The organism is Brevundimonas sp. NPDC055812 (assembly GCF_053616535.1).
Genome location: NZ_JBSHDX010000009.1, coordinates 15,908 through 41,033 on the forward strand (window position 1 = coordinate 15,908; position 25,126 = coordinate 41,033).

General features: G+C 68.9%; 26 protein-coding genes. 10 read left to right on the plus strand and 16 right to left on the minus strand.

Going from position 1 to position 25,126, the window contains the following annotated elements; genetic code table 11:
* Window positions 1-175 precede the first annotated feature (175 nt).
* The 6 genes from ACWGL1_RS14385 to mnhG are packed head-to-tail and all read left to right on the plus strand — an operon-like array spanning window position 176 to window position 6,263.
* Window positions 176-3,130, plus strand: coding sequence for a monovalent cation/H+ antiporter subunit A (locus tag ACWGL1_RS14385; protein WP_291778523.1), 2,955 nt, complete (start codon window positions 176-178; stop codon window positions 3,128-3,130).
* Window positions 3,127-3,471 (plus strand): Na+/H+ antiporter subunit C, encoded by a 345-nt coding sequence (locus ACWGL1_RS14390; protein ID WP_291778524.1) that lies wholly within the window; start codon window positions 3,127-3,129, stop codon window positions 3,469-3,471. The genes ACWGL1_RS14385 and ACWGL1_RS14390 overlap by 4 nt, the downstream gene beginning before the upstream one ends.
* Entirely contained in the window at window positions 3,468-5,063 is a 1,596-nt protein-coding gene (locus ACWGL1_RS14395; RefSeq protein WP_338577724.1) for a monovalent cation/H+ antiporter subunit D, read from the plus strand. Before ACWGL1_RS14390 ends, ACWGL1_RS14395 begins: the two co-directional genes overlap by 4 nt.
* Window positions 5,060-5,557, plus strand: coding sequence for a Na+/H+ antiporter subunit E (locus ACWGL1_RS14400; protein ID WP_338577725.1), 498 nt, complete (start codon window positions 5,060-5,062; stop codon window positions 5,555-5,557). The genes ACWGL1_RS14395 and ACWGL1_RS14400 overlap by 4 nt, the downstream gene beginning before the upstream one ends.
* Window positions 5,554-5,835: a K+/H+ antiporter subunit F gene (locus ACWGL1_RS14405; protein ID WP_291778532.1), complete on the plus strand. Its 282-nt coding sequence runs from the start codon at window positions 5,554-5,556 to the stop codon at window positions 5,833-5,835. The genes ACWGL1_RS14400 and ACWGL1_RS14405 overlap by 4 nt, the downstream gene beginning before the upstream one ends.
* Entirely contained in the window at window positions 5,832-6,263 is a 432-nt protein-coding gene (mnhG, locus tag ACWGL1_RS14410) for a monovalent cation/H(+) antiporter subunit G (protein ID WP_291778536.1), read from the plus strand. Before ACWGL1_RS14405 ends, mnhG begins: the two co-directional genes overlap by 4 nt.
* On the opposite strand, the gene ACWGL1_RS14415 is transcribed toward mnhG, so the two are convergent.
* The 5 genes from ACWGL1_RS14415 to ACWGL1_RS14435 form a co-directional block, all read right to left on the minus strand.
* Complete coding sequence (locus ACWGL1_RS14415; RefSeq protein ID WP_291778539.1) at window positions 6,223-6,510, minus strand: HPr family phosphocarrier protein; 288 nt, start codon at window positions 6,508-6,510, stop codon at window positions 6,223-6,225. The genes mnhG and ACWGL1_RS14415 overlap by 41 nt on opposite strands.
* Window positions 6,507-6,911: a PTS sugar transporter subunit IIA gene (locus ACWGL1_RS14420; protein WP_025976949.1), complete on the minus strand. Its 405-nt coding sequence runs from the start codon at window positions 6,909-6,911 to the stop codon at window positions 6,507-6,509. The genes ACWGL1_RS14415 and ACWGL1_RS14420 overlap by 4 nt, the downstream gene beginning before the upstream one ends.
* Window positions 6,912-6,988: 77 nt before the next feature.
* A complete protein-coding gene (locus ACWGL1_RS14425) occupies window positions 6,989-7,456 on the minus strand; it encodes an HPr kinase/phosphorylase (protein ID WP_291778549.1) in 468 nt (155 codons plus the stop codon).
* Window positions 7,453-9,063: an ATP-binding protein gene (locus ACWGL1_RS14430; RefSeq protein WP_452112374.1), complete on the minus strand. Its 1,611-nt coding sequence runs from the start codon at window positions 9,061-9,063 to the stop codon at window positions 7,453-7,455. Before ACWGL1_RS14430 ends, ACWGL1_RS14425 begins: the two co-directional genes overlap by 4 nt.
* Window positions 9,032-9,739, minus strand: coding sequence for a response regulator transcription factor (locus ACWGL1_RS14435; RefSeq protein ID WP_291778555.1), 708 nt, complete (start codon window positions 9,737-9,739; stop codon window positions 9,032-9,034). The genes ACWGL1_RS14430 and ACWGL1_RS14435 overlap by 32 nt, the downstream gene beginning before the upstream one ends.
* A 216-nt stretch (window positions 9,740-9,955) precedes the next feature.
* Between ACWGL1_RS14435 and ACWGL1_RS14440 the strand changes: the two genes are divergently transcribed.
* On the plus strand, window positions 9,956-11,683 hold the full coding sequence (locus ACWGL1_RS14440) for a hypothetical protein (protein ID WP_338577728.1): 1,728 nt from the start codon (window positions 9,956-9,958) through the stop codon (window positions 11,681-11,683).
* A 13-nt stretch (window positions 11,684-11,696) separates the two neighbouring features.
* Here the strand turns inward: ACWGL1_RS14440 and ACWGL1_RS14445 are convergent, their stop codons facing one another.
* The 10 genes from ACWGL1_RS14445 to nepR form a co-directional block, all read right to left on the minus strand.
* Window positions 11,697-12,038 carry a TFIIB-type zinc ribbon-containing protein gene (locus tag ACWGL1_RS14445; RefSeq protein ID WP_452112375.1) on the minus strand — a complete coding sequence of 114 codons (342 nt, stop codon included), beginning with the start codon at window positions 12,036-12,038 and terminating at the stop codon, window positions 11,697-11,699.
* 146 nt (window positions 12,039-12,184) lie between these two features.
* Window positions 12,185-13,408: an NAD(P)/FAD-dependent oxidoreductase gene (locus tag ACWGL1_RS14450; protein ID WP_452112376.1), complete on the minus strand. Its 1,224-nt coding sequence runs from the start codon at window positions 13,406-13,408 to the stop codon at window positions 12,185-12,187.
* A gap of 39 nt (window positions 13,409-13,447) precedes the next feature.
* Window positions 13,448-13,756 carry a GNAT family N-acetyltransferase gene (locus tag ACWGL1_RS14455; RefSeq protein WP_346486428.1) on the minus strand — a complete coding sequence of 103 codons (309 nt, stop codon included), beginning with the start codon at window positions 13,754-13,756 and terminating at the stop codon, window positions 13,448-13,450.
* 20 nt (window positions 13,757-13,776) lie between these two features.
* Window positions 13,777-16,677 carry a DNA polymerase I gene (gene polA, locus ACWGL1_RS14460; protein WP_452112377.1) on the minus strand — a complete coding sequence of 967 codons (2,901 nt, stop codon included), beginning with the start codon at window positions 16,675-16,677 and terminating at the stop codon, window positions 13,777-13,779.
* Between the two features lie 51 nt (window positions 16,678-16,728).
* Window positions 16,729-17,784: a GTPase ObgE gene (obgE, locus tag ACWGL1_RS14465; protein ID WP_343831619.1), complete on the minus strand. Its 1,056-nt coding sequence runs from the start codon at window positions 17,782-17,784 to the stop codon at window positions 16,729-16,731.
* Window positions 17,785-17,831: 47 nt separating this feature from the next.
* The gene (gene ald, locus ACWGL1_RS14470; protein ID WP_452112378.1) at window positions 17,832-18,962 is read right to left on the minus strand and encodes an alanine dehydrogenase; all 1,131 of its coding nucleotides are present in this window, start codon (window positions 18,960-18,962) and stop codon (window positions 17,832-17,834) included.
* Between the two features lie 138 nt (window positions 18,963-19,100).
* Window positions 19,101-19,238: an entericidin A/B family lipoprotein gene (locus ACWGL1_RS14475; protein WP_003169829.1), complete on the minus strand. Its 138-nt coding sequence runs from the start codon at window positions 19,236-19,238 to the stop codon at window positions 19,101-19,103.
* Between the two features lie 48 nt (window positions 19,239-19,286).
* Window positions 19,287-20,972, minus strand: a complete 1,686-nt coding sequence (phyK, locus tag ACWGL1_RS14480) for a sensor histidine kinase PhyK (RefSeq protein ID WP_452112379.1) — start codon at window positions 20,970-20,972, stop codon at window positions 19,287-19,289.
* A gap of 83 nt (window positions 20,973-21,055) precedes the next feature.
* Entirely contained in the window at window positions 21,056-21,658 is a 603-nt protein-coding gene (locus ACWGL1_RS14485) for a sigma-70 family RNA polymerase sigma factor (protein WP_312219402.1), read from the minus strand.
* Window positions 21,655-21,861, minus strand: coding sequence for an anti-sigma T factor NepR (gene nepR / locus ACWGL1_RS14490; RefSeq protein WP_291778589.1), 207 nt, complete (start codon window positions 21,859-21,861; stop codon window positions 21,655-21,657). The genes ACWGL1_RS14485 and nepR overlap by 4 nt, the downstream gene beginning before the upstream one ends.
* 197 nt (window positions 21,862-22,058) lie before the next feature.
* Between nepR and phyR the strand changes: the two genes are divergently transcribed.
* A complete protein-coding gene (gene phyR / locus ACWGL1_RS14495) occupies window positions 22,059-22,850 on the plus strand; it encodes an anti-anti sigma factor/receiver protein PhyR (protein ID WP_291778592.1) in 792 nt (263 codons plus the stop codon).
* Window positions 22,851-22,970: 120 nt separating this feature from the next.
* Here the strand turns inward: phyR and ACWGL1_RS14500 are convergent, their stop codons facing one another.
* Window positions 22,971-23,237: a hypothetical protein gene (locus tag ACWGL1_RS14500; protein ID WP_291778595.1), complete on the minus strand. Its 267-nt coding sequence runs from the start codon at window positions 23,235-23,237 to the stop codon at window positions 22,971-22,973.
* A 336-nt stretch (window positions 23,238-23,573) separates the two neighbouring features.
* Here ACWGL1_RS14500 and ACWGL1_RS14505 point away from each other — a divergent pair, with 336 nt between their 5' ends.
* Together ACWGL1_RS14505 and ACWGL1_RS14510 are read left to right on the plus strand one after the other, a co-directional pair.
* Window positions 23,574-24,596, plus strand: a complete 1,023-nt coding sequence (locus ACWGL1_RS14505; protein WP_452112380.1) for an NADP-dependent oxidoreductase — start codon at window positions 23,574-23,576, stop codon at window positions 24,594-24,596.
* A gap of 17 nt (window positions 24,597-24,613) precedes the next feature.
* Window positions 24,614-25,021, plus strand: coding sequence for a MaoC family dehydratase (locus ACWGL1_RS14510; protein ID WP_291778600.1), 408 nt, complete (start codon window positions 24,614-24,616; stop codon window positions 25,019-25,021).
* The last annotated feature ends 105 nt before the right edge of the window (window positions 25,022-25,126 follow it).

Genomic DNA, 25,126 nt, shown 5'->3' on the forward strand with positions numbered 1-25,126 from the left:
AATGATTGTCGAGCGCAATGTGATGGTTTTCGCGCCTCAATCGCTCCTGCTACGGTCACAATCGCGCCAACTCGTCGCTTTGACGCAAGCGCGTCATTTCCCTTAGGAAAAACTCTGGCAGAACGAAAAGGCGCGATCCGCAGTCTTTCGGGCGCCGCCCCACAACCCATCGGAGATGATCGACACGCCCGTGCCCGCCAGCTTCCTCCTGCTCGTCATTCTCGTCCTGCCCTTTCTGGGGGCCATGATCGCCTCAGGGCTGCCGCGTCATGCGCGGACCTCTGCGGCCGTCCTGTCGTGGATCATCGCCCTGATCAGCGTCGGCTGTCTGGCGGTGCTCTGGCCCAGGTTCCAGGACGGCGAGGTGTTGAAGCTGACCCTGGCCTGGCTGCCGTCGCTTGGGGTGAATCTCACCATCCGCCTGGACGGCCTGTCCTGGCTGTTCAGCGCCCTGATCCTGGGGATCGGCGCGCTCGTCGTCCTGTATGCGCGCTACTACATGTCGCCGAAGGATCCGGTGCCGCGCTTCTTCTCCTTCCTGCTGGCCTTCATGGGCGCCATGCAGGGCGTGGTGCTGTCGGGCAATCTGATCCAGCTGGTCGTCTTCTGGGAGCTGACCAGCCTCTTTTCCTTCCTGCTCATCGGCTACTGGCACCAGAACGCCTCGGCGCGCGAGGGCGCGCGCATGGCGCTGACCATCACCGCCACCGGCGGGGTCGCCCTGCTGGTCGGCATGATTCTGATCGGCCGGATCGTCGGCAGCTATGAGCTGGACGCCGTCATCGCCGCGCGCGACGTCATCCTGGCCAGCCCCCTCTATCCGGTCGCCCTGGGTCTGATCCTGATCGGCGCCCTGACCAAGAGCGCCCAGTTTCCGTTCCATATCTGGCTGCCGCGCGCCATGGCGGCGCCGACGCCGGTCAGCGCCTATCTGCATTCGGCCACCATGGTGAAGGCGGGCGTCTTCCTGCTGATGCGGTTCTGGCCCGTCTTCGGCGAGACCGAGATGTGGTATTTCGTGGTCGGCGGCCTGGGGCTGACGACCCTGCTGGTCGGCGCATGGTGCGCCATCTTCCAGCACGACCTGAAGGGCCTGCTGGCCTATTCGACCATCAGCCACCTGGGCCTGATCTGCCTGCTGCTGGGGCTGGGGTCGGACCTGGGCGCCATCGCCGCCATCTTCCACACCATCAACCACGCGACCTTCAAGGCTTCGCTGTTCATGGCGGCGGGCATCATCGACCACGAGGCCGGCTCGCGCGACATGCGCAAGCTCAGCGGCCTGATCCGCTTCATGCCGATCACCGCCACCCTGGCCATGGTCGCCGCGGCCGCCATGGCGGGCGTGCCCCTGCTGAACGGCTTCCTGTCCAAGGAGATGTTCCTGGCCGAGGCCCTGGCCAGCACCCAGACCTCGGCGCTGAACCAGGCCCTGCCGGTGCTGGCGACCCTGGCCAGCGCTTTCAGCGTCCTCTATTCGCTGCGCTTCATCCATACGACCTTCTTCGGCCCGCCGCCGACCGAGCTGGACCGCGTTCCGCACGAGCCGCCGAGCTGGATGCGGCGTCCGGTCGAGGTGCTGGTGGCCCTGTGCCTTCTGGTCGGGGTGTTTCCGGCGGTCACCGTCGGGCCCTTCCTACGCAGCGCCGCCGTGACCATGCTCGGCTTCGACCTCCCCTATTACAGCCTGGCCCTGTGGCACGGCTTCAACCTGCCGCTGTTGCTCAGCGTCATCGCCATGGCGGGCGGGATCGGCCTCTATGTCGTGTTCGGCAAGGCGCTGAACGCCAATCCGCGCGGCGGCCCCTGGGGCATGAAGCGGCTGAACGGCGGCTATCTGTTCGAAAGGTCCCAGGTCATCCTCATGGACCTGTCGCAGTGGATCGTGCGCCATCTGGGCGCGCAGCGCCTGCAGCCGCAGCTGCGGCTGATCCTGTTGACGGCCCTGCTGTCGGCGGCTGTGGCGGCGGCGGGCGGCTTCGTCCTGACCTGGCCCGAGTTCCGTGTTCCCCAGCCGCACAACCTGGCCTTCGCCGCCCTGTGGCTGGCGGGCGGCTCCTGCGCCCTGGCCGCCGCCTGGCAGGCCAAATATCACCGCCTGGCCGCCGTCATCCTGATGGGCGGGGCGGGCCTGGCCAGTTGCCTGACCTTCGTCTGGCTGTCGGCGCCCGACCTGGCCCTGACCCAGCTGGTGGTCGAGGTGGTGACGACGGTGCTGCTGCTGTTGGGCCTGCGCTGGCTGCCCAAGCGCCTGGCCGAGATCCATGTGCCCGAGTCCGAGCAGCGCCGCGCCCGCTGGCGTCGTCGTCTGGACCGGGTGATCGCCATCTGCGCCGGGGCCGGCGCGGCCTTGATCGCCTGGGCCGTCATGGTGCGCCCGCCGGTCGAGGGCGTGTCGCGCTTCTTCGTCGAGCGGGCCTATGAGGAGGCGGGCGGCCGCAACGTCGTCAACGTCATCCTGGTCGATTTCCGCGCCTTCGACACCTTCGGCGAAATCACCGTCCTGGGCGTCGTCGGCCTGACGGTTCTGGCCCTGCTGCGTCGCTTCCGTCCGGCCAGCGACAGCCTGTCCCAGCCGATGCAGAAGCGGGTCCAGGATGCGTCGGACCGCGCTCGCGAGGGCCGCAGCGAAGGCGACACCCTCAGCGACACCATGATGATCCCCGGCGTGGTGATGCGCTGGCTGTTCCCCTTCATTATTCTGCTGGCGGTGCACCTCTTCCTGCGCGGGCATGACCTGCCCGGCGGCGGCTTCGCGGCGGGGGTGGCGCTGTCGATCGCCTTCATCCTACAATACATGTCGTCCGGCGCCCGCTGGGTGGAGGAGCGGCTGGAGATCCGCCCGATCATCTGGATCGGCGTCGGCCTGTTGATCGCCGCGATCAGCGGCGCCGTGGGCTGGATCTTCGATCAACCCTTCCTGACCAGCTACTTCCAGTACGCCGATCTGCCGCTGCTGGGTCGCGTGCCCCTGGCCAGCGCGGTGCTGTTCGACCTGGGCGTGGTGGTGCTGGTGGTGGGCGCCACCGTGCTGATCCTGGTCGCCCTGGCGCACCAGTCGCTGCGGCGCGCGCGCATAGAGGAGGCCGAAGCGGAAGCCGAAGCCGAGCAGAAGGGAGGGGCGCAATGACCCAGATCGTTCTGGCCCTCGCCATCGGCGTTCTGACCGCCTCGGGGGTGTGGCTGATGCTGCGCCCGCGCACCTTCCAGGTCATCATCGGCCTGTCGCTGGTCTCCTATGCGGTCAACCTGTTCATCTTCTCCATGGGGCGGCTGCGTTCGGGCGCGGCGCCGATCACCAGCAAGGGCGCCGAGGATCCGGCCCTCTACGCCGATCCGACGCCCCAGGCCCTGGTGCTGACGGCCATCGTCATCAGCTTCGCCCTGACGGCCCTGTTCCTGGTGGTGCTGCTGGCCTCGCGCGGCGAGACCGGCAGCGACCATGTCGACGGCCAGGAGGCGCCCGAATGACCGACTGGCAGGAACATCTGATCATCGGGCCGATCGTCCTGCCCATGGTCATTGCGGCGGCCATGCTGCTGTTCGACGAGCGCCGCCGCCTGTTGAAGGGCGGTCTCAGCCTCTTCGCCATGGCGGCCATCCTGGCCATGGCCCTGGCCCTGCTGCATGAGAGCGCCACCGGCGCCACGGGCGGGGGCGACACTGCCCGCGTCTATCAGCTGGGCGACTGGCCGGCGCCGTTCGGCATCGTTCTGGTGGCGGACCGTCTGTCGACCCTGATGGTGGCTCTGACCAGCGTGCTGGGCGCCTGCTCCATGATCTTCGCTCTGGCGCGATGGGACCGGGCGGGGCCGCGTTTCCACGCCCTGTTCCTGTTGCTGGTCATGGGGGTCAACGGCGCCTTCCTGACGGGCGACCTGTTCAACCTCTTCGTCTTCTTCGAGATCATGCTGGCGGCTTCCTACGGCCTGGCCCTGCACGGTTCGGGCGAGGCGCGGATTCGGGCGGGCCTGGCCTATATCGCCGTCAACCTGACGGCTTCCATGCTGTTCCTGATCGGGGTCAGCCTGATCTACGGCGTCACCGGCACGCTCAACATGGCCGACCTGGCCGTGCGCATCCCCCAGATCGCCGAGGCGGACCGAGGCCTGTTCCACGTCGGCGCCGCGATCCTGGGCGTAGCCTTCCTGACCAAGTGCGCCATGTGGCCGCTGGGCTTCTGGCTGACCACCACCTATTCGGCCGCCAGCGCCCCGGCCGCCGCCGTCTTCGCCATCCTGTCCAAGGTCGGCGCCTATGTGATCATCCGCCTCAGCTTCCTGTTGTTCGCGGCGGACAGCGGCGCCTCGGCCGGGTTCGGGCAACTGTGGATCCTGCTGGGCGGTCTGGCGACCATCGGCTTCGGCACGGCCGGCATCATCGCCGCGCGAGACCTATCGATCGCCGCCGCCTACGCCGTCATCGTCTCGTCCGGCACGGTGCTGGCGGCGGCGGGCACGGGCAACGCCGACGTCCTGGGCGGGGCGGTCTTCTACCTGGTGGGGTCGACCCTGGCCTGCGGCGCCCTGTTCATGCTGGCCGAGGTGCTGAACCGGGGCCAGGACCCCGGCGCGCGCTCGGGCCGCGCCGTCTTCGAGGACGAGTATATCGATCCCTTCGACGACGAAGAGCGCAATGAGCCCGGCCTGGTCATTCCGGCCGCCGTGGCGGCTCTGGGCGGCGCCTTCCTGATCTCGACCCTCATGATCGCCGGCCTGCCGCCGCTGGCGGGCTTCATCGGCAAGCTGGCCATGATGGACGCCCTGTCAGGCCTCGCCGGCTGGGCGGGTTACGGGGTGATCGCCGCCCTTTCCCTGGCCTCGCTCGGGGCCCTGATCGGGCTGACGCGCCTGGGCATGGCGGCCCTGTGGGCGCGAGACGACGACGCCGAGCCGGCGGTCGTCGTCGGCGCGGCCGAGGGCGTGGCCATCGCCGGTCTGCTGGCGGCCTGCATCTTCCTGGCGATCTTCGGCGAGGCGGGCTTCGCCTATGCCGACCACACGGCCGACTGGCTGGTGCGCCCCGACGCCTATGTCCGCGCGGTGCTGGGAGGCGGCTCATGATTCGGGCGGTTCTGCCTCACCCCATCCTGTCGCTGGCCCTGTTCGGCGCCTCCCTGCTGCTCAGCGGGTCGGTTGCGGCGCCCGCCCTGGCCCTGGCCCTGCTGATGGCCCTGGCCGCGCCTCACATCATGCGCGCTCTCGAGGTCGAGCCGGTGCGGGTCAGAAGGCCGCTGACCCTGGTGAGCTTCGCCATGGTCGTCACGCGCGACATCATCCGCTCCAACTGGGAGGTGGCCCTGGTCATCCTGGGGCTGAACGCCTCGCGCGAGAATCGCGTCTCGGGCTTTGTGCACATCCCGCTGGAGATGCGGGATCGATACGGCCTGGCCGTGCTGGCCGTGATCATCACCAGCACCCCCGGCACCATCTGGGTCGAGTACGAGGACGCGACCGGCGTGCTCCTGCTGCATATCCTCGACCTTCAGGCTGGCGACGACTGGGCGGACCGCATCAAGAATCGCTATGAGCGCCGCCTGATGGAGATTTTCGAATGAGCGGCGCCGTCTTCTACTGGGCGCTGGTCGTGGCGCAGTTGTTCCTGGCCGGGGCGGCCCTGATCGGCGTGTGGCGCATCGCCAAGGGGCCGCGCGCCCAGGATCGCATCCTGGGCCTGGACACCCTCTATCAGGCGGGGATGCTGCTGGTCGTCGCCTTCGGGGTGCGGACGGGCAGCCACCTGTATTTCTATGCGGCCGTGATCATCGGCATGCTGGGCTTCACCTCCTCGGTCGCCCTGGCCAAATTCCTGATGCGCGGCGAGGTGATCGAATGACCGGATTTCCCGCGAACGTCCCGGCCTGGGCGGCCCTGCTGGCGGCGTGTCTGGTTCTGGCCGGGTCCGCCCTGACCTTCCTGGGCGCGTTCGGCCTAGTGCGGCTCAAGACCTTCTATGAGCGGGTCCACGCCCCGACGCTGGGGGCGACGCTCGGCATGTTCCTGATCCTGGGCGGGTCGGTGGTCTATTTCACCGCGGCCGAGGGGCAGTTCATGCCGGTCGAACTGCTGGTGGCTGTCTTCTTTACGGTGACGACGCCGGTGACGCTGATCATCCTGGCGCGCGCCGCCCTGTTCCGCGACCGCACCGATCGTTCGGGCGACGGGGTGAGGGTGCCGCTGGAGGGCGAATGCGCCGGCGTGGTCCGTACTCCGCCGGACCTGACTACTGATCCTCGTCGAAGCGACGCGCCACAAGATCGGTGAGGGCGGCGACGGCCTCGGCGGCGTCCGGCCCTTCGGCCTTCACCTCGACGCCGCAGCCGATCCCGGCGCCCAGCATCAGAAGACCCATGATCGAGCGGGCGTCCACGGTCACCCCGTCGCGCGTCACCTGAATCTCGGCTTCGAACTCCGAGGCCAGCTTCACGAACTTGGCCGAGGCGCGGGCGTGCAGGCCGCGCTGGTTGCAGATGTTCAGGGTCGCCTGGGCGGACGGGACGACGTCGCTCATTTCTCGCCCGCCAGCACCCACGACGCCACCGAGATATATTTGCGGCCGGCGTCCTGGGCGTGGGCCACGCAGGCTTCCAGGCTTTCACGGCCGCGCACGCTGGCCAGCTTGATCAGCATGGGCAGGTTCAGTCCGGCGATCACCTCGGCGCCGGTCTGCTCCATCACCGAGATGGCGAGGTTGGAGGGGGTGCCGCCGAACATGTCGGTCAGAAGGATGACGCCTTCGCCTTCATTGACCGCAGCGGCGGCGTCGACGATGTCGCGACGCCGACGCTCCATATCGTCCTCGGGACCGATGCAGATGGCGGCGACGCCGCGCTGCGGCCCCACCACGTGCTCCATCGCCGACAGGAATTCGGAGGCCAGGCCCCCGTGGGTGACGATCACCAGCCCGATCATATAGGCTTCACCAAAGACATCCCCAGCTCGCCTCGACGAGCGACAAGCCTCGTTTCATAGGGCAATCGCGGCGCGGATCAAAGAGCGCTGTCGCCGCGCCGGCTCGCAGCCCTCATGGCGCGGTTGATGGCGGCCGCCACGACCAAGGGCGCGGAGGCGGGACGAGGGTTCAGAACCAGACGCGGCACGGCGACGCCGTCGATCACGTCCTGGGCCGCCTCGGGCATCCGTTCGACCGGTCCATGCGTCAGGTGCAGCGACAGGGCGATCCGCGTCGAGGGCAGGAAAGGGCGGCTGACGACGCCCAGGCCGCGCACCTCCATCCGCCCGGCGATGGTCGCGGGCGCAGCGGCGTAGAGGGCGCCTTCGCAGGCGAACACGTCCACCCAATCGTCGCCGACCAGCCTCCAGCCGACCTGCATCAGCCGCAGGGCGAGGTCGCTCTTGCCTGCGCCGGACGGCCCCTGGATCAGGACGCCGCGCCAGACGTCGTCGATGCGGACGGCGGCGACTGTGGCGTGCAGGGGCTGGCGCGGCGGGGTCACGCGCGTTTTCCGGTCGCGGGCAGCCGCACTTCGAAGCGGGCCCCGACCACGGCGCTGTTTGCGTCGATGCGGTTCTCGGCGTGGACCCGTCCGCCGTGGGCGTCGATGATCTGGCGCACGATGGCCAGGCCCAGGCCCGAGTTGGCGCCGAAGGCCGTGCCCTTGGGGCGGGAGGTGTAGAAGCGCTCGAACACCGTCTCCAGATTCTCGGCCGGGATGCCGGGGCCGTCGTCCTCGATGCGGATGCGCAGGGGAACGTCGGGCTGGCTGTCGTCGCGTTCCAGACGGACCCGCACCTCGCCCTCTGACGGGCTGAAGGAGCGGGCGTTGTCGATCAGGTTGCGGAACACCTGGCCCAGGGGAATGTCGCGGCCCACCACTCGGGCGTTCTCGGCGGTCGAGGCGAAGCGCACCGGCGGCTCGCCCGGCTTCTGCCCGGCCTCATAGACGCCGATGATGTCGCCCAGCAGCTCGTTCAGGTCGATGGCGCGCGGGCGATCGCGCGACAGTTCGGCGTCGAGGCGCGAGGCGTTGGAGATGTCGGTGATCAACCGGTCCAGCCGCCGCACGTCCTGTTGCAGCAGATTGGTCAGGCGGGCCCGCTGCTCTTCGGTCTTGACCAGCGGCAGGGTCTCGAGCGCCGAGCGGATCGAGGTCAGGGGGTTCTTGATCTCGTGGCTGACGTCGGCGGCGAAGCGTTCGATGGCGTCCATACGGGTCGACAGGGTGTCGGTCATGGACTCCAGGGCGCGGGCCAGATCGCCGATCTCGTCGCGACGATCCTCGAGATCGGGCAGGGAGATGGCGCGCGCGCGCTGCAGCCGCACCTGGTCCGCCGCCGCAGACAGACGCATCACGGGGCGCGCCACGAACAGGTGCAGAACCAGGGACGCCAGCAGGTTGACCGCCAGGGCCACCAGGGCGAAGGGCGTCAGGGCGCGGCGCTGGGCGGCCAGGGTCTCGTTGACGTCACCCGCCTCCAGCGTCAGCACGCCCAGGACCTGCTGCACATGGCGCACGGGCAGGGAGACGGAGACCACCCGTTCGCCCTCTTCATTGCGACGGATGGCGGCCTGAGGCACGCCCTGCAGGGCGCGTTCGACCTCGGCGGACAGTTCCGCATCGGCGCGGGCCAGGCGCGCGGTCTCACGCGCGGACGGCTCGCTGGGCGCCAGGGCGGTTCCCGCGGGATGGGCCGGGGGGAGGGGCTCGCCCGGAATGGTGTCGCTGACCCGATAGGAATCGGACACCTCGATCCCGTCCATGTCGAACAGGCGGGCGCGCTGTCCGGCCGGAATGAAGTTGTCGCGCAGCCACAGGGCGGCCGCGCGATCGTCCAGCATGGGATAGGGGTCGCCCTGGGTGATGCCCAGTTCGCCCAGGACGTTGGCCAGCAGCTCAGCCTGGACGCCCAGGGATTCCTGGCGCGCCTCGATCAGGCCGCGCCGCCATTCGTTCAGCGCCAGGGCGCCGCCGAACAGGATCAGCAGGCTGAGGAGATTGAGGGCCAGGATGAAGCCGCCCAGGCGCGATCCGCCGAAGCGGAATCGGCGCCGCGCCCGGACGTCTTCGGCTTCAGCTCTCGCGGTAGCGGTATCCGACGCCATACAGGGTCTCGATAGCGTCGAACTCGGGGTCGACCATGCGGAACTTCTTTCGCATCCGTTTCACATGGCTGTCGATGGTGCGGTCGTCGACATAGACCTGATCGTCATAGGCGGCGTCCATCAGATTGTCGCGGCTCTTCACGAAGCCGGGACGCTGGGCCAGGGCCTGCAGCAGCAGGAACTCGGTGACGGTCAGCTTCACCGGCCGGCCGTCCCAGGTCGATTCGTGGCGCGCCGGGTCCATCGACAGCTTGCCGCGCTTGATGGCCTTGCCGGCTTCGGCGGCGGCGGGGTCGATCGGATCCAGGCCTTCCACGCCCGCGCGGCGCAGCAGGGCCTTCACCCGCTCGATCAGCAGGCGCTGGCTGAAGGGCTTGTGGATGTAGTCGTCGGCGCCGAGGTTGAAGCCGAGAATCTCGTCGATCTCCTCGTCCTTGGACGTCAGCATGATGACCGGAATGCTGGAGGTCTGACGCAGGCGGCGCAGCACCTCCATGCCGTCCATGCGGGGCATCTTCACGTCCAGGATGGCCAAGTCGGGCGGACTGGTCTCTAGCGCTTCCAGGCCCGAGGCGCCGTCGTGATAGGCGGTCACCTTATGGCCGTGGCTTTCCAGCGCCAGAGAGACGGAGGCCACGATGTTCTCGTCGTCGTCGACCAGGGTGATGTTAGCCAAGGGCTTCTCCTTAGTGCGGGCGGGGCGATCGTCTGATCGGCCGCCTTATCCGGTAACGCGCGGCAAGCGTAACCGTTCTATGCAATCGCGGTGACTTTACGGCCACTGCAAAATGGTTCGCATGACTCTGCCTTTCAACCCGCGCGAGGAAAAGGCGAAACCTCGCCTTAAAGCCTGAAGAGGCAGGATGGCCGCCTTGTTGTCTCTGAAGGCGCCATGGCCGGTCCTGTCCACTACGAAATCTACATCCGCCGCACGCCGCCGGACGACTGGTCCCTGTCGCAGGCCACGGAGGATCGCCGCCGCGCCATGGAGACGGCCGAAGACCTGATGCGCGACCGCCAGGCCGTGGCGGTGCGCGTCACCAAGGAGACGCTCGACCCCGAGACCATGGAGTTCGCCAGCGTCGTCATCCTGACGCGGGGCGCGCCCGAACTGAACCGCAGACGTCCGGCGCCGGTCGAGCCGCGCGGCCCGGCCTGTCGCGGCGTGCACGACCTTTACGCCCCTCACGGCCGCGAAACCATCGGCCGGGTCCTTGAGGACTGGCTGGCCCGTCAGACGGCGACGGCCTTTGAGCTCCTGCATCGCCCGGATCTGGCGGAGCGGCTCGAGGCGTCGGGCGTGGAGCTGCAACACGCCATACAGAAGGTGGCCGTGCCGGAGGCCCAGGCCGTTCCCGGTCAGTCGGTGCACGATCTGATGCGCCACTATCAGCGCCTGGCCGAGCAGGCGATCGAGCGGCTGCTGAAGGCCGGTCGAGACAGGGCGTTCGCCGATCTGGAGACGCAGCTTGTGGCCGATCTGGCGCACGGCCTGGCCGGCGCGCCGGATCGGGCCTTCCTGATGGGCGGGGCGGTGGCCGGGTCTCTGCGCGGCCTGGTCGGGGCGCGAGCGCGGTTGGAGCGGCTGATGGACATCTGCGACCGTGCGCCGGTCGAGGGCGCTCCGCGCGCCCTGGTCTTCGTCTCGGTCGAGCAGATCCTGTGCGAACTGCTGGGTTCACGGGCGGGACTGGCCCAGATTCTGGGTCCTGGCCTGGATCAGGGCTCCAGCCTGGCGGCGGCTGTGCGGATGGTCGCCCCGCGCGAGGTCGGCGCCATTCTCGCCCATGATCCGCGCCTGGCTCTGCTGGTGCCGCCGGTCGAAGGTCCGCCCGCGCGACTGGGCGAGCGGCTGGCGGCGGGCGAATTCCCCCTCCTGGCGGCCGCCCTGGCGCGAATGGTGCTGCGCGAGCTGATGAGCCAGCGCCGCCTGCGGCCCGGCGACGCCGTAGGCGAGATCGACATCCTGCGCGCCCTGGCCACGGCCCTGACGGCCACGGCCGGACGACTGCTGACGCTGGAAGAGGTGCAGACCGCCTTCATCGAACGCTCGCGCAGTCTGGTCGCCGCCGATTTCGTCGCCGCCTATGTGTCCGACTGCACGTCGGTCCTGGCCGAGGCGGAGCGCCTGACCCGTCTGTGCGAGAACGTCACGGGCGGCGCCAACAAGCGGGCGGCGGCGCGCTGGCTGGACGCCTGCGTGGCCTCCCTGCGCTTCGAAACCGAGATGCGCGGGCGCCTGACGACGGAGACCGCGCCGCCGGGACAACGCCTGCTGTCGCTGGTCGCCCTGCAGCGGTCGGTGCGCAACGCCGGCCTGCCTGAGCGCGAGACCCAGGCCATCGTCGACGCCCTGGGCATGGTCGGAGGCGCGGTCGAGGCCGACGCCCGGCTGACGACGCAGATCGCCCGCGCGCCTGTCCCGATCCCGCAGAAGCTCGCGGCCCTGCTGCGTCTGGCGGCGGCCGAGACCGGTCCGACCGGCCCGGTCGCCGAGCGCGCCCGCGCCGAGGCGATGCGGCTGATGCGCGCGCCCGACACCCGCGCGGCCTTGGGGGCCGAACCGCAGGCGGCTCAGGCCCTCCGACCCCTGATGCAGGCGGTCGGCCTAGCGGCCTGATCGCTCTTCCGCGTCAGTCGAAGATGTCGAAGATATCCAGCCGCTTCTTCTTCTTGCGGTGGTGATAGTCGTCGTCGCGGCGGCGGTCGTGGTCATAGCGGTCGTCGCGATGACGCGGCGGTTCGCGATAGGTCGGCTGGGCTCCCCAGGGTTGCTGAGGCTGAGCAGGGGCTGGTTGCGGCGGTGCGACGTAGGCGGTGGCGCGCCCTTCGTCGGTCGCCGATTCCATCAGCTTTTCCAGCTCGCCGCGATCCAGCCAGACGCCGCGGCAGGTCGGGCACATGTCGAACTGGACGCCGTGGCGGTCCAGCGTCTGCATGGGCGCATTGTCGTTCGGGCACATCAGCAGGGGCATCGTCATCCTCTTTCGTCGTTGAAGCGGTCCGACATCACGCCGCCGAAGCGCCGCCAGAGGGGCCCGTCCCGCTAGAGGAAAAGACGTAGGGACGGCCCGCCCGCGCGACAACGCGCCGCGTCGCCGCAGGCTCTGTTTTCACGCCGTCAGCAGTGCTGGCCCGCCGCCCAGCCCGACGACCAGGCCCACTGGAAATTGTAGCCGCCCAGCCAGCCGGTGACGTCCGCGACCTCGCCGATGAAGAACAGGCCGGGGACGGTCTTGGCCTCCATCGTCTGCTGGTCCAGGGCGGCGGTGTCGACCCCGCCCAGCGTGACCTCGGCGGTGCGATAACCCTCCGAGCCGACCGGCTTGACCGTCCAGGCGTTGACCGCCTCGGCCAGGGCGCGCAGCTTCTTGTCGCCGACCTCGGCCAGCTTGCCCGACAGGTTCTCACGCGCGCACAGGGCCTCGGCCAGACGGCGCGGCACGACGTGGCCGACGGCCGTGTGGACCGCCTGCTTTCCGTTCTCGGTCTTGGCGGCCAGAATTTCGGCGGCGGCGTCGCGGTCAGGGGCCAGATCGACGGTGATCGCCTCGCCCTCGCGCCAGTAGGAGCTGATCTGCAGGATCGACGGCCCGGACAGGCCGCGATGGGTGAACAGCAGCCCCTCGCGGAAGACGGTTTCCTTGGCCGGACGGCCCGCGCCCGCATCCTTGGGCGCCTTGTGCCGCACCACGGCGTCCACTGACACGCCCGCCAGAGGCTTGAGCTGCTCCAGCAGGCCTGGCTCGAACGTCAGGGGCACGAGGGCTGGCCGAGTGTCGGTGACGCGCAGGCCGAAGCGCCGCGCGACCTCATAACCCCAGCCGGTGGCGCCCATCTTGGGAATGGACTTGCCGCCGCTCGCCACGACCAGCGAGGCCGCCGTCACCCGCGATCCGTCGTCCAGATCGACCTGAAACCGCTCGCCCGCGCGCTCCACCGCCTTGACGCCGAGGCCCAGCGACAGGGTGACGCCCGCCGCCTTCATCTCATCCGTCAGCATACGGATGATCTGCTTGGCGCTGTCGTCGCAGAACAGCTGGCCCAGCGTCTTCTCGTGCCAGGCGACGCCATGGCGATCGACCATCTTGATGAAGTCATGCTGGGTGAAACGGCGCAGGGCCGACAGGGCGAAGCGCGGATTTTCGCCCAGAAAATTGGCGCCGCCGGTCCCCAGATTGGTGAAGTTGCAGCGCCCGCCGCCCGAGATGCGGATCTTCTCGCCGGGCGCGCGGGCATGGTCGATCACGCGCACGCGGCGGCCGCGCTTGCCCGCCTCGATGGCGCACATCATGCCGGCCGCGCCGGCGCCGACGATCAGGACGTCGATGTCTGAAGACTTCATCGCCCCGCCCTAGCAGGCGGCGGGGCTTGAAGCGATGCCCTACAGGCCCAGCATGGCCCGATAGGTCGGATGCACCTGATCGGCGTATTCCGGGTGCTTCTTCAGATAGCTGGAGAAGAAGGGGCAGGTCGGCAGGATCAGGAGGTCTTTCGCCTTCAGATCGGCCAGGACGTGCTTGGCCATGCGGCTGGCGATGCCGCGGCCTTCCAGCGGGACCGGCACGAGGGTCTCGGTGATCAGCCGCCCGCCCGCGACGGGGTTGTAGATGACCACGGCGGTCTCGCCGTCGACATCCAGTTCGTAGCGTTTGGCGTCTTCGTTGTCGCGGATTTCGGGGTCCAGGCTCATGTCGTCATCCTTGGTTGGCGTTAGTGCGCGTCGTCCCAGTTGCCGGCGGCCTTGGCTTCGACGTCCAGCGGAACGCTCAGGGCCACGGCCGGTTCGGCGGCGGTCTCCATGACGCGGCGGATCACGGCGACGGCGCGTTCGGCCTCGGCCTCGGGGGCTTCGAACACCAGTTCGTCGTGGACCTGCAGCAGCATCCGGGTCTGGAGACCGGCCTCGGCCAGGGCGCCGGGCATCCGGATCATGGCGCGGCGGATGATGTCGGCGGCGGCGCCCTGGATCGGGGCGTTGATGGCCGCGCGCTCGCCGAACTGGCGCTCGGCGCCGGACTTGGAGTGGATGGCCGGGATGTGGATGCGCCGCCCGAAGACGGTGGTGACGAAGCCCTGCTCCTTCACCAGCGCCTTGGTCCTGTCCATGTAGTCGCGGATGCCGGGGAAGCGCTCGAAATAGGTCTTGATGTAGGCCCCGGCCTCGCCCTGGTCGATGCCCAACTGGGCGGCCAGGCCGAAGGCGCTGATGCCGTAGATGATGCCGAAGTTGATGGCCTTGGCCCGGCGGCGCGTCTCGCTGGGCATGCCCTCGACCGGCACGCCGAACATCTCGGATGCGGTCGCCGCGTGGATGTCCAGACCGCTCTTGAAGGCGCGCTTCAGCTCGGGAATGTCGCCGATGTGGGCCAGCAGGCGCAGCTCGATCTGGCTGTAGTCGGCGCTGATCAGCACATGGCCCGGCGAAGCGATGAAGGCCTGACGGATCTGGCGGCCGGTCTCGGTGCGGATCGGGATGTTCTGCAGGTTGGGATCGGATGAGGCCAGACGCCCCGTCGTCGCCGCCGCCAGCTGATAGGAGGTGTGGACCCGGTTCGTCTGCGGGTCCATCGCCGCCACCAGGGCGTCGGTATAGGTGCCCTTCAGCTTGGACAGCTGACGCCAGTCCAGAATGGTGCGGGGCAGGGGGTGGTTCTGGGCCAGATCCTCCAGCACGCTGGCGTCGGTGCCCCACTGGCCGCTGGCGGTCTTCTTGCCGCCGGGCAGGTTCATCTCGCCGAACAGGATCTCGCCGATCTGGCGCGGGCTGCCGACGTTGAACGGACGCCCGGCCAGCTTGTGCGCCTCTTCCTCCAGCTCGGCCATGCGCTGGCCGAAGGTCGAGGACAGGGAGCGCAGCCGGTCCGGATCGACCCGCACCCCGGCCCGCTCCATGTCGGCCAGGACGGCGGGCATGCCGCGCTCCAGCGTCTCATAGACATTCGACAGGCCCTCGGCCGCCAGGCGCGGCTTCAGCACGCGATGCAGGCGCAGGGTCACGTCCGCATCCTCGGCGGCGTAGCAGACGGCCGATTTCAGCTCGACGTGCTTGAAGCTCTTCTGGCTCTTGCCGGTCCCCGCCACGCTCTTGAAGGTCATCGGCTCGTGGCCGAGGTGCAGCCGCGCCAGCTCGTCCATGCCGTGGCCGTGCAGACCGCCTTCCAGCACGTAGGAGATCAGCATCACATCGTCGATCGGGGCGACGCGCACGCCGCGCCGGGCCATGACGGCGAGGTCGTATTTGATGTTCTGGCCGACCTTCAGCACTGACGGGTCTTCCAGCAGCTCCTTCAGCCGGGCCAGGGCCGTCGGCTTGTCGATCTGCTGCAGGGGCGGACGGGCGTCCCCGCCGTCCCCGAAGTCCAGGCCGCCGTCGCCGGTCGGTTCATGCTCATGCGTCAGGGGGATGTAGCAGGCCTCGTTCGGCCCGACCGCCAGCGACAGGCCGCACAGCCCGGCGTGGGTCGAGGACAGGGCGTCCGTCTCGGTGTCGAAGCCGACCACGCCCGCCGCCTTGGCCCGCGCGATCCAGCGGTCGAGGTCTTCCAGCGTCTGTACGCACTCATAGCGGTCGAGGTCGATGGCGTGGATTTCGGCCGGGGCGGCGACCTCGGTCTGGCCATAGCGCGGCGTGGCGACCGGCGCGCTGGGCTGGCGCGTGAAGGCCGAGCCTTCCTTCTGCGGCGTTTTGCCGTCGCCGACACGGCGGGCCAGCGACTTGAACTCCATCATCTCCAGGAAGGCCGACAGGGCCTCGGGATCCGGGTCGCGGATGATGAAGTCGTCGATCGGCTCGGGAATCGGCGCCTCGCAGTCCAGCGTCACCAGTTCGCGCGACAGGCGGATTTGGTCGGCGAAGTTGATCAGGGTCTCGCGGCGCTTGGGCTGTTTGATCTCGCCCGCGCGGGCCAGAAGCGTATCCAGGTCGCCGTACTCGCCGATCAGCTGGGCCGCCGTCTTGGGGCCGATGCCGGGGGCGCCGGGGACGTTGTCGACGCTGTCGCCTATCAGGGCCTGGACCTCGACCACCTTGTCGGGCGTGACGCCGAACTTCTCGAACACGGCCTCTTCTTCGAGGCGGCGGTCCTTCATCGGGTCGTACATGACCACGCCGTCGCCGATCAGCTGCATCAGGTCCTTGTCGGAACTGACGATCACCGCCTCGCCGCCCGCGTCGCGCGCCTTGCAGGCGTATGTGGCGATCAGGTCGTCGGCTTCGTATCCGGCCATTTCGACGCAGTGGACGCCGAAGGCCTTGGTCGCCTCGCGCACCAGCGGGAACTGCGGGACCAGATCCTCGGGCGCCGGGGGACGGTGGGCCTTGTATTGGTCGTAGAGATCGTTGCGGAAGGTCTTCTCCGAATGGTCGAAGACGGCGACCAGGTGTGTCGGGCCGTCCTCGCCCTTCATGTCCTTCAACAGCTTCCACAGCATGTTGCAGTAGCCCTGCACCGCCCCCACGGGCAGGCCGTCCGACTTGCGGGTCAGCGGCGGCAGGGCGTGATAGGCGCGGAAGATGTAGGCCGAGGCGTCGATCATCCACAGCCGCAAGGGCGGCCCGTCTTGGGTCAGCGGGCGGGCGGGGATTTCGGATTCGGCGGTCGCGTCGGTCATGGCGCGAACATAGGGGGCGGCGACGCCCCCGTCATCCGGCCATGTGATGGATTACGGCTGCCAGCCGCCCGGCGTTTCGGGAATGACGTCCTCGCCTTCGTCCGAGACCTCGCCGCGGGTCTTCTTCACCTCGGCCCAGGCGGCGCGCAGCAGTTCGGTCACCCCCTCGCCCGAGACGCCGGACACCAGCATGGGGCGACGACCCGCGACGGCTTCCAGCGCCGCCGCCTTCTCCTCGCGGGCCTCGGGCGTCAGGGCGTCGATCTTGTTCAGCGCTAGGATCTCGGTCTTGTCGGCCAGGCCCTCGTCATAGGCCTCCAACTCGCCGCGGATGATGCGATAGGCCTCGACCACGTCGTCCTGCGTGCCGTCGATCAGGTGGATCAGGCTGGCCGACCGCTCGACGTGGCCCAGGAAGCGGGTGCCCAGGCCTGCGCCCTCGCTGGCGCCTTCGATCAGGCCGGGGATGTCGGCGATGACGAAGCGTTCCGACGGGCTCAGGTCCACCATGCCCAGGTTCGGCGTCAGGGTGGTGAAGGGATAGTCCGCCACCTTGGGCCGCGCCGCCGAAACGGCCGACAGGAAGGTCGACTTGCCGGCGTTGGGCAGGCCCGCCAGACCGATGTCGGCGATCAGCTTCAGTCGCAGCCAGATCCAGCGCTCCTGACCGTCCTGACCGGGGTTGGCGTGGCGCGGCGCCTGGTTGACCGGCCCCTTGAAGCGGGTGTTGCCCCAGCCGCCGTTGCCGCCGGACAGCAGCTTCACCTTCATGCCCGGCTCGTCCAGATCGACGAGCACCGTCTCCTTGTCCTCGTCCAGCACCTGGGTGCCGACGGGGACGCGCAGGACCACGTCCTCGCCCTTGGCGCCGTGCATCTGGCGGCCCTGGCCGTGGTGGCCGGTCTGGGCCTTGAAATGCTGTTGGTAGCGGAAGTCGATCAGGGTGTTCAGCCCATCGGCCGCCTCGACCCAGACATCGCCGCCCTTGCCGCCGTCGCCGCCGTCGGGGCCGCCGTTGGGAATGAATTTTTCGCGACGGAACGAGACGGAGCCCGCGCCGCCGTTGCCGGAGCGAATATAGATCTTGGCCTGATCGAGGAACTTCATGGGCGCCTTATGGCCCAGAAGCGCGGCGAATTACAGGTGGGTGCGATTCAGCCCCTTGCCCGAGTATCGGCCCAGACGCCGAAGGGATCGCGCCAGTCCATGCCCAGCGCCTGGCCCACCGCCGGATGGGTGATCTCGCCCTTCAGCACGTTCAGCCCCTTGGCCAGGTGCGGGTCGGCGCGCAGGGCGTCCAGCCCCCGGTCGGCCAGGGCCAGTCCGAAGGGCAGGGTGGCGTTGTTAAGGGCCTCCGAACTGGTGCGCGGCACGGCGCCGGGCATGTTGCCGACGCAGTAGTGGATCACCTCGTCGACCACATAGGTCGGATCGTCGTGGGTGGTCGGACGCGAGGTTTCGAAACAACCGCCCTGGTCGATGGCCACGTCGATCAGGACGCTGCCCTTCTTCATCGACGCCAACTGGTCGCGGCGCACCAGGGTCGGGGCTTCGGCCCCCGGCGTCAGGACGGCGCCGATCACCACATCGGCCTTGGGCAGTTCCTCCTCGATGGCGTGCAGGGAGGAATAGCGGGTGATGACCCGGCCGCCGGTCACTTCGTCGATCTGGCGCATGCGGGGGATGGAGCGTTCCAGCACCACCACCTCGGCGCCCAGACCCATGGCCATGCGTGCGGCGTTCAGCCCCACGACCCCGCCGCCCAGCACCAGCACGCGCGCCGGCGCCACGCCCGGCACGCCGCAGAACAGCAGCCCCATGCCGCCCTTGTGCTTAAGCAGGGTCTCGGCCGCCGAGAAGACGGCGATGCGCCCGGCCACCTCGGACATCGGCGCCAGCAGCGGCAGGCCGCCGTTTCGGTCCGTCACCGTCTCATAGGCCACGGCGGCGCAGCCGGAGGCCAGCAGGGCCTTGGTCTGCTCGGGGTCGGGGGCCAGGTGCAGATAGGTGAAGAGGATGTGGTCTTCGTTCAGCAGGGCGAACTCGGCCGGCTGCAGCTCCTTGACCTTCACGATCATGTCGCTGCCGGCGAAGACCGTCCGGGCGTCCGGCGCGATGCGGGCGCCCGCCTTGACGTAGTCGCCGTCGGCAAAGCCCGCGCCTAAGCCCGCCCCGGTCTCGAGGACGACGGCGTGGCCATGGGCGACGTACTCGCGCACGGCGGCCGGCGTCAGGCCGACGCGATGTTCATTGGTCTTGATTTCTCGGGGGCAGCCGACGCGCATGTTATTTTCAAAGTCCTGGCCCTGGCATAGGGCGCGGGGACGCTAAACAAGCGGCCAGGGTCGCGCCAGTGAAAAATAAAACCCCGCCAGGCGAAGCGCGCGGCGGGGTTCCGGGGGCGTCGATCCTTCCGTGAAGGATCAGTTCTTGGCGTCCCTGGCCGCGCCTTCGACGGCTTGTCCGGCGGCCTGTGTGTCCCTGCCGACGCCCTGGATGGTGTTGCAGGCGGCGGTGGTCAGGGCGGCGGCGGCGACAGCCAGAATGATGAGTTTGCGCATAGGAAGCTCCTGAAGGTTTCGGGCTCGGCGCCCGTCCCGGAAACAACGCTACGCTTGAGGGGCGGTTCCGCTGAGACGGAAGGCGGCAACCTCGCGCACCTGGGCGCCGCCGTGCGCCTCCGGCGTGGCGAAGGTCAGCCTGGCGATCAGGCCTCCTTCGGGCGCCGGGACGATCTCGGCCTCGCCGCGCAGCTGTTTGGCGAAGGCGATCATCAGGGTGCGGCCGACCCCGGCCGCAGCGGCGTCGGCCACGCCGGGGCCGTCGTCCTGCACCTCCAGGACGCTGGTGTCGCCTCGGACGCGGAAGCGCACCTGAAGGTCGCCGCCGCGCCCGGCGAAGGCGTGCTTCTGGGCGTTGGAGACGGCCTCGACCACCCATAGGGCCAGGGGCGCCAGCTTGTCGGGGTCGATGACCAGGGGATCGGCTTCGATCGTCGTGGTCACCAGGGGGCCGCGCACCGCCTCGCCGGCGATCAACTGGCCGACCAGTTCGCGCAGGAAGGTCTCGGAGTCGGCCTCGCGGACATGCTCGCTCTGGTAGAGGATGCGATAGATCAGGGCCAGGGCGGCGATCCGCTGCCGCGTGTCCCCCAGGGCCGCGCGGGCGCTGGGGTCGGCCACGGCCCGCTGCTGCATCGACAGCAGGGAGGAGATGATCTGCAGGTTGTTCTTCACCCGGTGATGGATCTCGCGCATCAGCGCGTCCTTCTCGTCGAGGGCTTCCAGCAGGGCCTTGTCGCGCCGGGTGATGTTGTCGCCCAGGACGCCGAGGGTGCGGGCCAGGACGCGGATCTCGGCCGGGGCGTGCTCGGCCTGCACGGGGCGGACCGAGAAGCGGCCTCGCGCATAGATGGCGGCGACCCGCTCCAGATAGCCGAGCCAGCGCACGACGATCCGTTCCGACAGCAGCATCACGGCGGCGAAGGTCGCCAACCAGGCGCCCAGCGGCAGAAGCAGGGTGCCGAACGGATTCAGCCGCGCCCACGACAGCAGGCCGGGCGCGGGCGCGGACAGCAGGACGAAGACGTCGCGCCCCGACAACGGCGCGCCGGCATAGACGTGACGACGGCCGCGCGCGTCCTTCGCCTCGAACAGGGCGGTGTCGCCACGCTCGGCCTGGGCGGCCCAGGCGGCGATCGCCTGGGGATCATCGAGTTGGAAGGCCGCGGGGTCGGTCGCGGTCAGCACCCGGCCGGAAGCATCGATCACCGCGGCCTGGGCTCCGAGCGGCAGGGCGGGGTCGCGGATGTCCGGCTGCAGCGCCGACAACGGCAGGACGGCGGCCATCGCGCCCTGGAAGGCGCCCATGGGACGTTCGGAACGCACCCCTACCAGCAGGGCGTTCGGCTGGCCGGACGTCCATTCTATGGCCACGCTCTCGCCGCGCCGCAGCCGTTGATACCAGGCTCGTTCGCGGACCTGGGCCGCCGTGGGCGGGCGGGCGTCGCGCGAGGCGCAGACGGGCTCGCCCGTGGGGCTGAAGCGGGCCAGGGCGACGATGCTGTCCATCCGATCGACCAGGGCCGTCAGGCGCGGCTCGCAGTAGAAGCCGACGCCCTCTGGAGCCAGGGCGTGCAACAACACCACGGTGCTGTCGATATTGTTCTTGGCGTGAGCGGCGCTGCGGTCGGCGGCCAGTTGCAGGTCGATGCGCTGTTCGGCCGCCTGGCGGCGAAACCCGGCCTCGGTCTGGATCGCGGCCAGCAGCAGGATGGGCAGCAGGGCGATGGCCATGGCGACGCCGAGGCGGAACCGGATTCCCTGCACGCTGGGTCTTCCGAGCTTTCGCCCCAGAAGCCGGCCGACCCGCAGCACGACTAGCGCCGCCCGGAGCCGCTCAGCCTGTCGGCGTCGGCCAGGATGGAGCGCATCGCGTCCCCGGCGGACTTTCCGTCGCGGGTGTAGCCGCCGCGCTCCAGCGTGGCCTGCAGCGCCTTGCGGGCGCGGGACACCCGGCTCTTCACCGTGCCCACGGCGCACTGGCAGATTTCGGCCGCCTCCTCATAGGCGAAGCCCCCGGCGCCGACGAGGATCAGCGCCTCCCTCTGCTCCTCGGGCAGGGTCTGAAGCGCCTGGCGCAATTCGTCCAGGGCGACGGGCGCCTCGGGATCGTCGACGGCGATCAGGGTGCGCTCGGCGGCTTCCTGGTCCAGCTGGGTCTGGCGCCAGGAGCGCCGCTTTTCCGAATAGAACTGGTTGCGCAGGATCATGAAGGTCCAGGCCTTCATGTTCGTGCCCATCTGATAGCTGGCCCGGGCGTCCCAGGCCTTCATCATGGCTTCCTGGGCCAGGTCGTCGGCCGAGGTGGGGTCGCCGGTCAGTGTACGGGCGAAAGCGCGCAGATGGGGGATCAGGGTGACCAGTTCGGCCTTGAAGGCGCCGTCGTCGGCCGACGGGGGCCGGGATGGAGTGCTGGTCACTGTCCCTCCTTGGAGGAAGACGCCTGATCCGCGCGTCTGAGAATCTCGAGGAACTCGTCGGGGACGGGCTCGTTCACGACCTCGTCGAACATGTGGCGCAGCTTCACGCCGATCGCCTGCTGACGCAGGCGAACCTCTTCAAGCCCTCGATCGCGCGACGGTGTCCCGTCGGGGTGAGCGGGGGTGTCCTTGGTGTTGATCATCGAGTTTACGGCTGCCGCCCAAGCCAGTTGAAACGCCTGTAGAAGCGGAAAACGCCGCCTCTTGCATACGGTTCCTAGCCTTCTGCGTTTTTATGCTCAAGCTGGCGAAGGAACCGGGAACCGTGGCGCATTTGATACGTTGAGACCGCTAGTGCGCCGACACGTGCGCGGCGCTGAGATTGTCGGGGAAAGACCGTATGAGCCTTCTGGCCAGACTTGCGCCTCATCTGCCCTATGTTCGTCGTTACGCCCGTGCGTTGACCGGCGACCAGGCCACGGGCGACAACTATGTGCGCGTGGCCCTCGAGGCGCTCGCGGCGGGCGAGCGCCAGCTGCCCACGGACATGACGCCGCGTGTCGCTCTCTATCATGTGTTTCACGCCATCTGGTCGGCCACGGGGGCGCAGCTCGAGGACGGCGCGGCGGTCGAGGGCGACGACGCGGCCCACCGTCTGATGCGGATTTCGCCGCGCTCGCGTCAGGCCTTCCTGCTGACCGCCCTGGAGGGCTTCACCCCGTCCGAGGCCGCCCAGATTCTGGCCGTCGATCCGCGCACGGTCGAACGCCTGATCGCCGAAGCGCAGTCGGACATCGACGCCGAACTGGCGACCGACGTCCTGATCATCGAGGACGAAGCCATCATCTCGGCCGACATCGAAAGCCTGGTGAAGGAGCTGGGCCACCGCGTCACCGGCACCGCCACCACCCACGACGAGGCCGTGGACGCGGTGTCGCGTCACAAGCCGGGTCTGGTGCTGGCCGACATCCAGCTGGCTGACGGCTCTTCCGGCATCGACGCGGTCAAGGACATCCTCAAGCGCTTCGACGTGCCGGTCATCTTCATCACCGCCTTCCCCGAGCGGCTGCTGACCGGCGAGCGCCCCGAGCCGACCTTCCTGATCACCAAGCCCTTCCAGCCGGAAACGGTGAAGGCGGCGATCAGCCAGGCGCTCTTCTTCCACCCTTCGCGCCAGAAGCAGGCCGCGTAAGGGCGACCCGACGGGACCGTTTCGAAAGGCCCCGAGCGCCGTCTCGGGGCCTTTTCCGTGTCTGGACCATTGAGCGAACATCCGGGGTTCGCAGGCGATCGCATGTGAACCGATGTCGCTCTAGGTGGCGGGTTCGGCCAGCGCCGCAGCCGGAGCTTCGGCCGAAGCCTCGACCGGCGCGGGTTCGGAGGCGCCGTCTTGACGCGCGAAGCCGCTGTTGCTGACCGCCCACATGCCGATCAGCAGGACGGCGGCGGCTCCGGCCGAGAGCAGCAGGATCATCAGGATTCGCCGCCCGCCGCGGCCCTGGCGGACATACTGCGCCTCGACCGCATGGTGCGTGTTCACGGCGTCGGCGGAATGGGAATGCGGGTCTTGATGGGTCATCGGCTCGCCTCCTTGTCGCGGTTAGAAAACCTGTATGGCGAACGTCGCCGTCGCGCGGCCGTTCCTTCGACGTCGAGAGCGCCAGGAAGTCGGCCGAGGCGGGAACCGAGTTGCGCGCCCGTCGTTATCCGATCGCCGAGGGCTATTCCCCCGGACCGGCCTGACCGTCGGTCTTCGCCCTCGCCTCATTCTCGATGATGCGACTCCTGGCGGACCCTGAACGGGTCCGCCTTCTTTTTTGTCGGCAAGCGGGCTCCGGGACGCCTGATCCGCTTGCTCTGTGAGGAAGAGGCGTCACTATGGGTCTTGAAAGAAAACGCTCAGGGAGGCGGAATGATGAGCCTGCGCAACAGACAATGGATCCTGCGTCAGCGGCCGCACGGCCTGATCCAGGACGGCGATCTGGAGCTGGTGGAAAGCCTCGTGCCGGAGTTGAAGGACGGCGAGGTTCTGGTCCGCACCATCTATCTGTCGATCGACCCGACCAACCGCACCTGGATGAATGATTCCGAGGGCTATCTGCCGCCCGTCGGCCTGGGCGACGTCATGCGCGGCCTGACCCTGGGCGTAGTCGAACAATCGCGCGGCGAGCGGTTCAGGGAAGGCGACCTGGTCATGCCTCTGTCGGGCGCCTGGGCCGATTACGCCGTCGTGCCCGAGGCCGGGCTGCGGCCGGTTCATCGCGCGCCGGGCCTGCCGCTGACCGCCAACCTGTCCGTGCTGGGGATGACCGGCATGACCGCCTATTTCGGCGTCACCGACGTGCTGAAGGCCAAGCCGGGCGAGACCCTGGTCATCTCGGCGGCGGCGGGCGCGGTCGGCTCCATCGCCGGCCAGGTGGCCAAGCAGCGCGGCTGTCGCGTCATCGGCATCGCCGGCGGCGCCGAGAAATGCCGCTGGCTGACCGAGGACCTCGGTTTTGACGGCGCCGTCGACTACAAGAACGAGGACGTCGGCGACGCCCTGGATCGGCTGGCTCCGGACGGGATCGATCTCAATTTCGAGAACGTCGGCGGCGACATCATGATCGCGGTGTGGAACCGGCTGAAGGTGCACGGCCGCATGGCCGTCTGCGGCCTGATCTCGGCCTATAACGCCACGCGGATGCCGCCCTCGCCCAACTTCGCACGCATCATCACCCACCGCTTGGACGTGAAGGGCTTCCTGGTCCTCGACTACGCTCATCGGGCCAAGGAGATGGTCGCCGAGATGGGGCCGTGGCTGGCGGACGGGAAGATTCACTGGAAGGTCCATGTCGACGACGGCCTGGAAGGCGCGGTCGGCTCGCTGAACCGCTTGTTCACGGGCGACCATGACGGCAAGCTGATGGTTCGGGTGTCGGAGGAACCGGCCGCCTGACCGAGGGAAGACCGCGCATGACCGAGCCGCTGCACATCCATTTCGAGGATCTCGAGATCGGCCAGGTCATCCCCCTGGGGGCCTGCGCGGTGGATGCGGCGGCGCTGGACCTGTTCGCAGAACGCTTCCTGCCGGGGTGGGACGTGGCCTATGGCGCGCCCGAGGCCATGGTCTACGCCCTGTGGAGCCGCCTGGCCGCCGACCGCACCAGCGGCTGGGCGGGCGCCAAGACCCTGGCGGTCGACGGCCTTCGCTTCCTGCGCAGCCCCCCGGCTGGCGAACTGCTGCGCGGTCGCCTGACCATCATGGGCAAGGATCCGGTCGGCGACGAGAAGGGCGTCGTCATCGCCCAGCAGGACCTGCTGGACGAGGCGGGGCGGTTGGTCTTCTCCTGCCTGACCCGCGCCCTGGTCGCGCGCCGCTAAGGTCGCGTCCTTCTCCCCCTGTGGGAGAAGGTGGACGGCGAAGCCGGACGGATGAGGGGTTTCGCGCCCCTGACCGTTAGCCGGCGTCAAACTTCGGAGAGACCC

Excerpts from the sequence above, each read along its gene's own strand:
- ACWGL1_RS14500 (WP_291778595.1), bottom strand. The coding sequence starts at position 23,237 with ATGACCCATCAAGACCCGCATTCCCATTCCGCCGACGCCGTGAACACG.
- ACWGL1_RS14395 (WP_338577724.1), top strand. The coding sequence starts at position 3,468 with ATGACCGACTGGCAGGAACATCTGATCATCGGGCCGATCGTCCTGCCC.
- ACWGL1_RS14450 (WP_452112376.1), bottom strand. The coding sequence starts at position 13,408 with ATGAAGTCTTCAGACATCGACGTCCTGATCGTCGGCGCCGGCGCGGCC.
- ACWGL1_RS14445 (WP_452112375.1), bottom strand. The coding sequence starts at position 12,038 with ATGCCCCTGCTGATGTGCCCGAACGACAATGCGCCCATGCAGACGCTG.
- ACWGL1_RS14405 (WP_291778532.1), top strand. The coding sequence starts at position 5,554 with ATGAGCGGCGCCGTCTTCTACTGGGCGCTGGTCGTGGCGCAGTTGTTC.
- ACWGL1_RS14510 (WP_291778600.1), top strand. The coding sequence starts at position 24,614 with ATGACCGAGCCGCTGCACATCCATTTCGAGGATCTCGAGATCGGCCAG.
- phyR (WP_291778592.1), top strand. The coding sequence starts at position 22,059 with ATGAGCCTTCTGGCCAGACTTGCGCCTCATCTGCCCTATGTTCGTCGT.
- ACWGL1_RS14420 (WP_025976949.1), bottom strand. The coding sequence starts at position 6,911 with ATGATCGGGCTGGTGATCGTCACCCACGGGGGCCTGGCCTCCGAATTC.
- ACWGL1_RS14475 (WP_003169829.1), bottom strand. The coding sequence starts at position 19,238 with ATGCGCAAACTCATCATTCTGGCTGTCGCCGCCGCCGCCCTGACCACC.
- polA (WP_452112377.1), bottom strand. The coding sequence starts at position 16,677 with ATGACCGACGCGACCGCCGAATCCGAAATCCCCGCCCGCCCGCTGACC.
- ACWGL1_RS14430 (WP_452112374.1), bottom strand. The coding sequence starts at position 9,063 with ATGGCGTCGGATACCGCTACCGCGAGAGCTGAAGCCGAAGACGTCCGG.
- phyK (WP_452112379.1), bottom strand. The coding sequence starts at position 20,972 with ATGGCCATCGCCCTGCTGCCCATCCTGCTGCTGGCCGCGATCCAGACC.
- ACWGL1_RS14505 (WP_452112380.1), top strand. The coding sequence starts at position 23,574 with ATGAGCCTGCGCAACAGACAATGGATCCTGCGTCAGCGGCCGCACGGC.
- mnhG (WP_291778536.1), top strand. The coding sequence starts at position 5,832 with ATGACCGGATTTCCCGCGAACGTCCCGGCCTGGGCGGCCCTGCTGGCG.
- ACWGL1_RS14385 (WP_291778523.1), top strand. The coding sequence starts at position 176 with ATGATCGACACGCCCGTGCCCGCCAGCTTCCTCCTGCTCGTCATTCTC.
- nepR (WP_291778589.1), bottom strand. The coding sequence starts at position 21,861 with ATGATCAACACCAAGGACACCCCCGCTCACCCCGACGGGACACCGTCG.
- ACWGL1_RS14390 (WP_291778524.1), top strand. The coding sequence starts at position 3,127 with ATGACCCAGATCGTTCTGGCCCTCGCCATCGGCGTTCTGACCGCCTCG.
- obgE (WP_343831619.1), bottom strand. The coding sequence starts at position 17,784 with ATGAAGTTCCTCGATCAGGCCAAGATCTATATTCGCTCCGGCAACGGC.
- ald (WP_452112378.1), bottom strand. The coding sequence starts at position 18,962 with ATGCGCGTCGGCTGCCCCCGAGAAATCAAGACCAATGAACATCGCGTC.
- ACWGL1_RS14455 (WP_346486428.1), bottom strand. The coding sequence starts at position 13,756 with ATGAGCCTGGACCCCGAAATCCGCGACAACGAAGACGCCAAACGCTAC.
- ACWGL1_RS14400 (WP_338577725.1), top strand. The coding sequence starts at position 5,060 with ATGATTCGGGCGGTTCTGCCTCACCCCATCCTGTCGCTGGCCCTGTTC.
- ACWGL1_RS14415 (WP_291778539.1), bottom strand. The coding sequence starts at position 6,510 with ATGAGCGACGTCGTCCCGTCCGCCCAGGCGACCCTGAACATCTGCAAC.
- ACWGL1_RS14440 (WP_338577728.1), top strand. The coding sequence starts at position 9,956 with ATGGCCGGTCCTGTCCACTACGAAATCTACATCCGCCGCACGCCGCCG.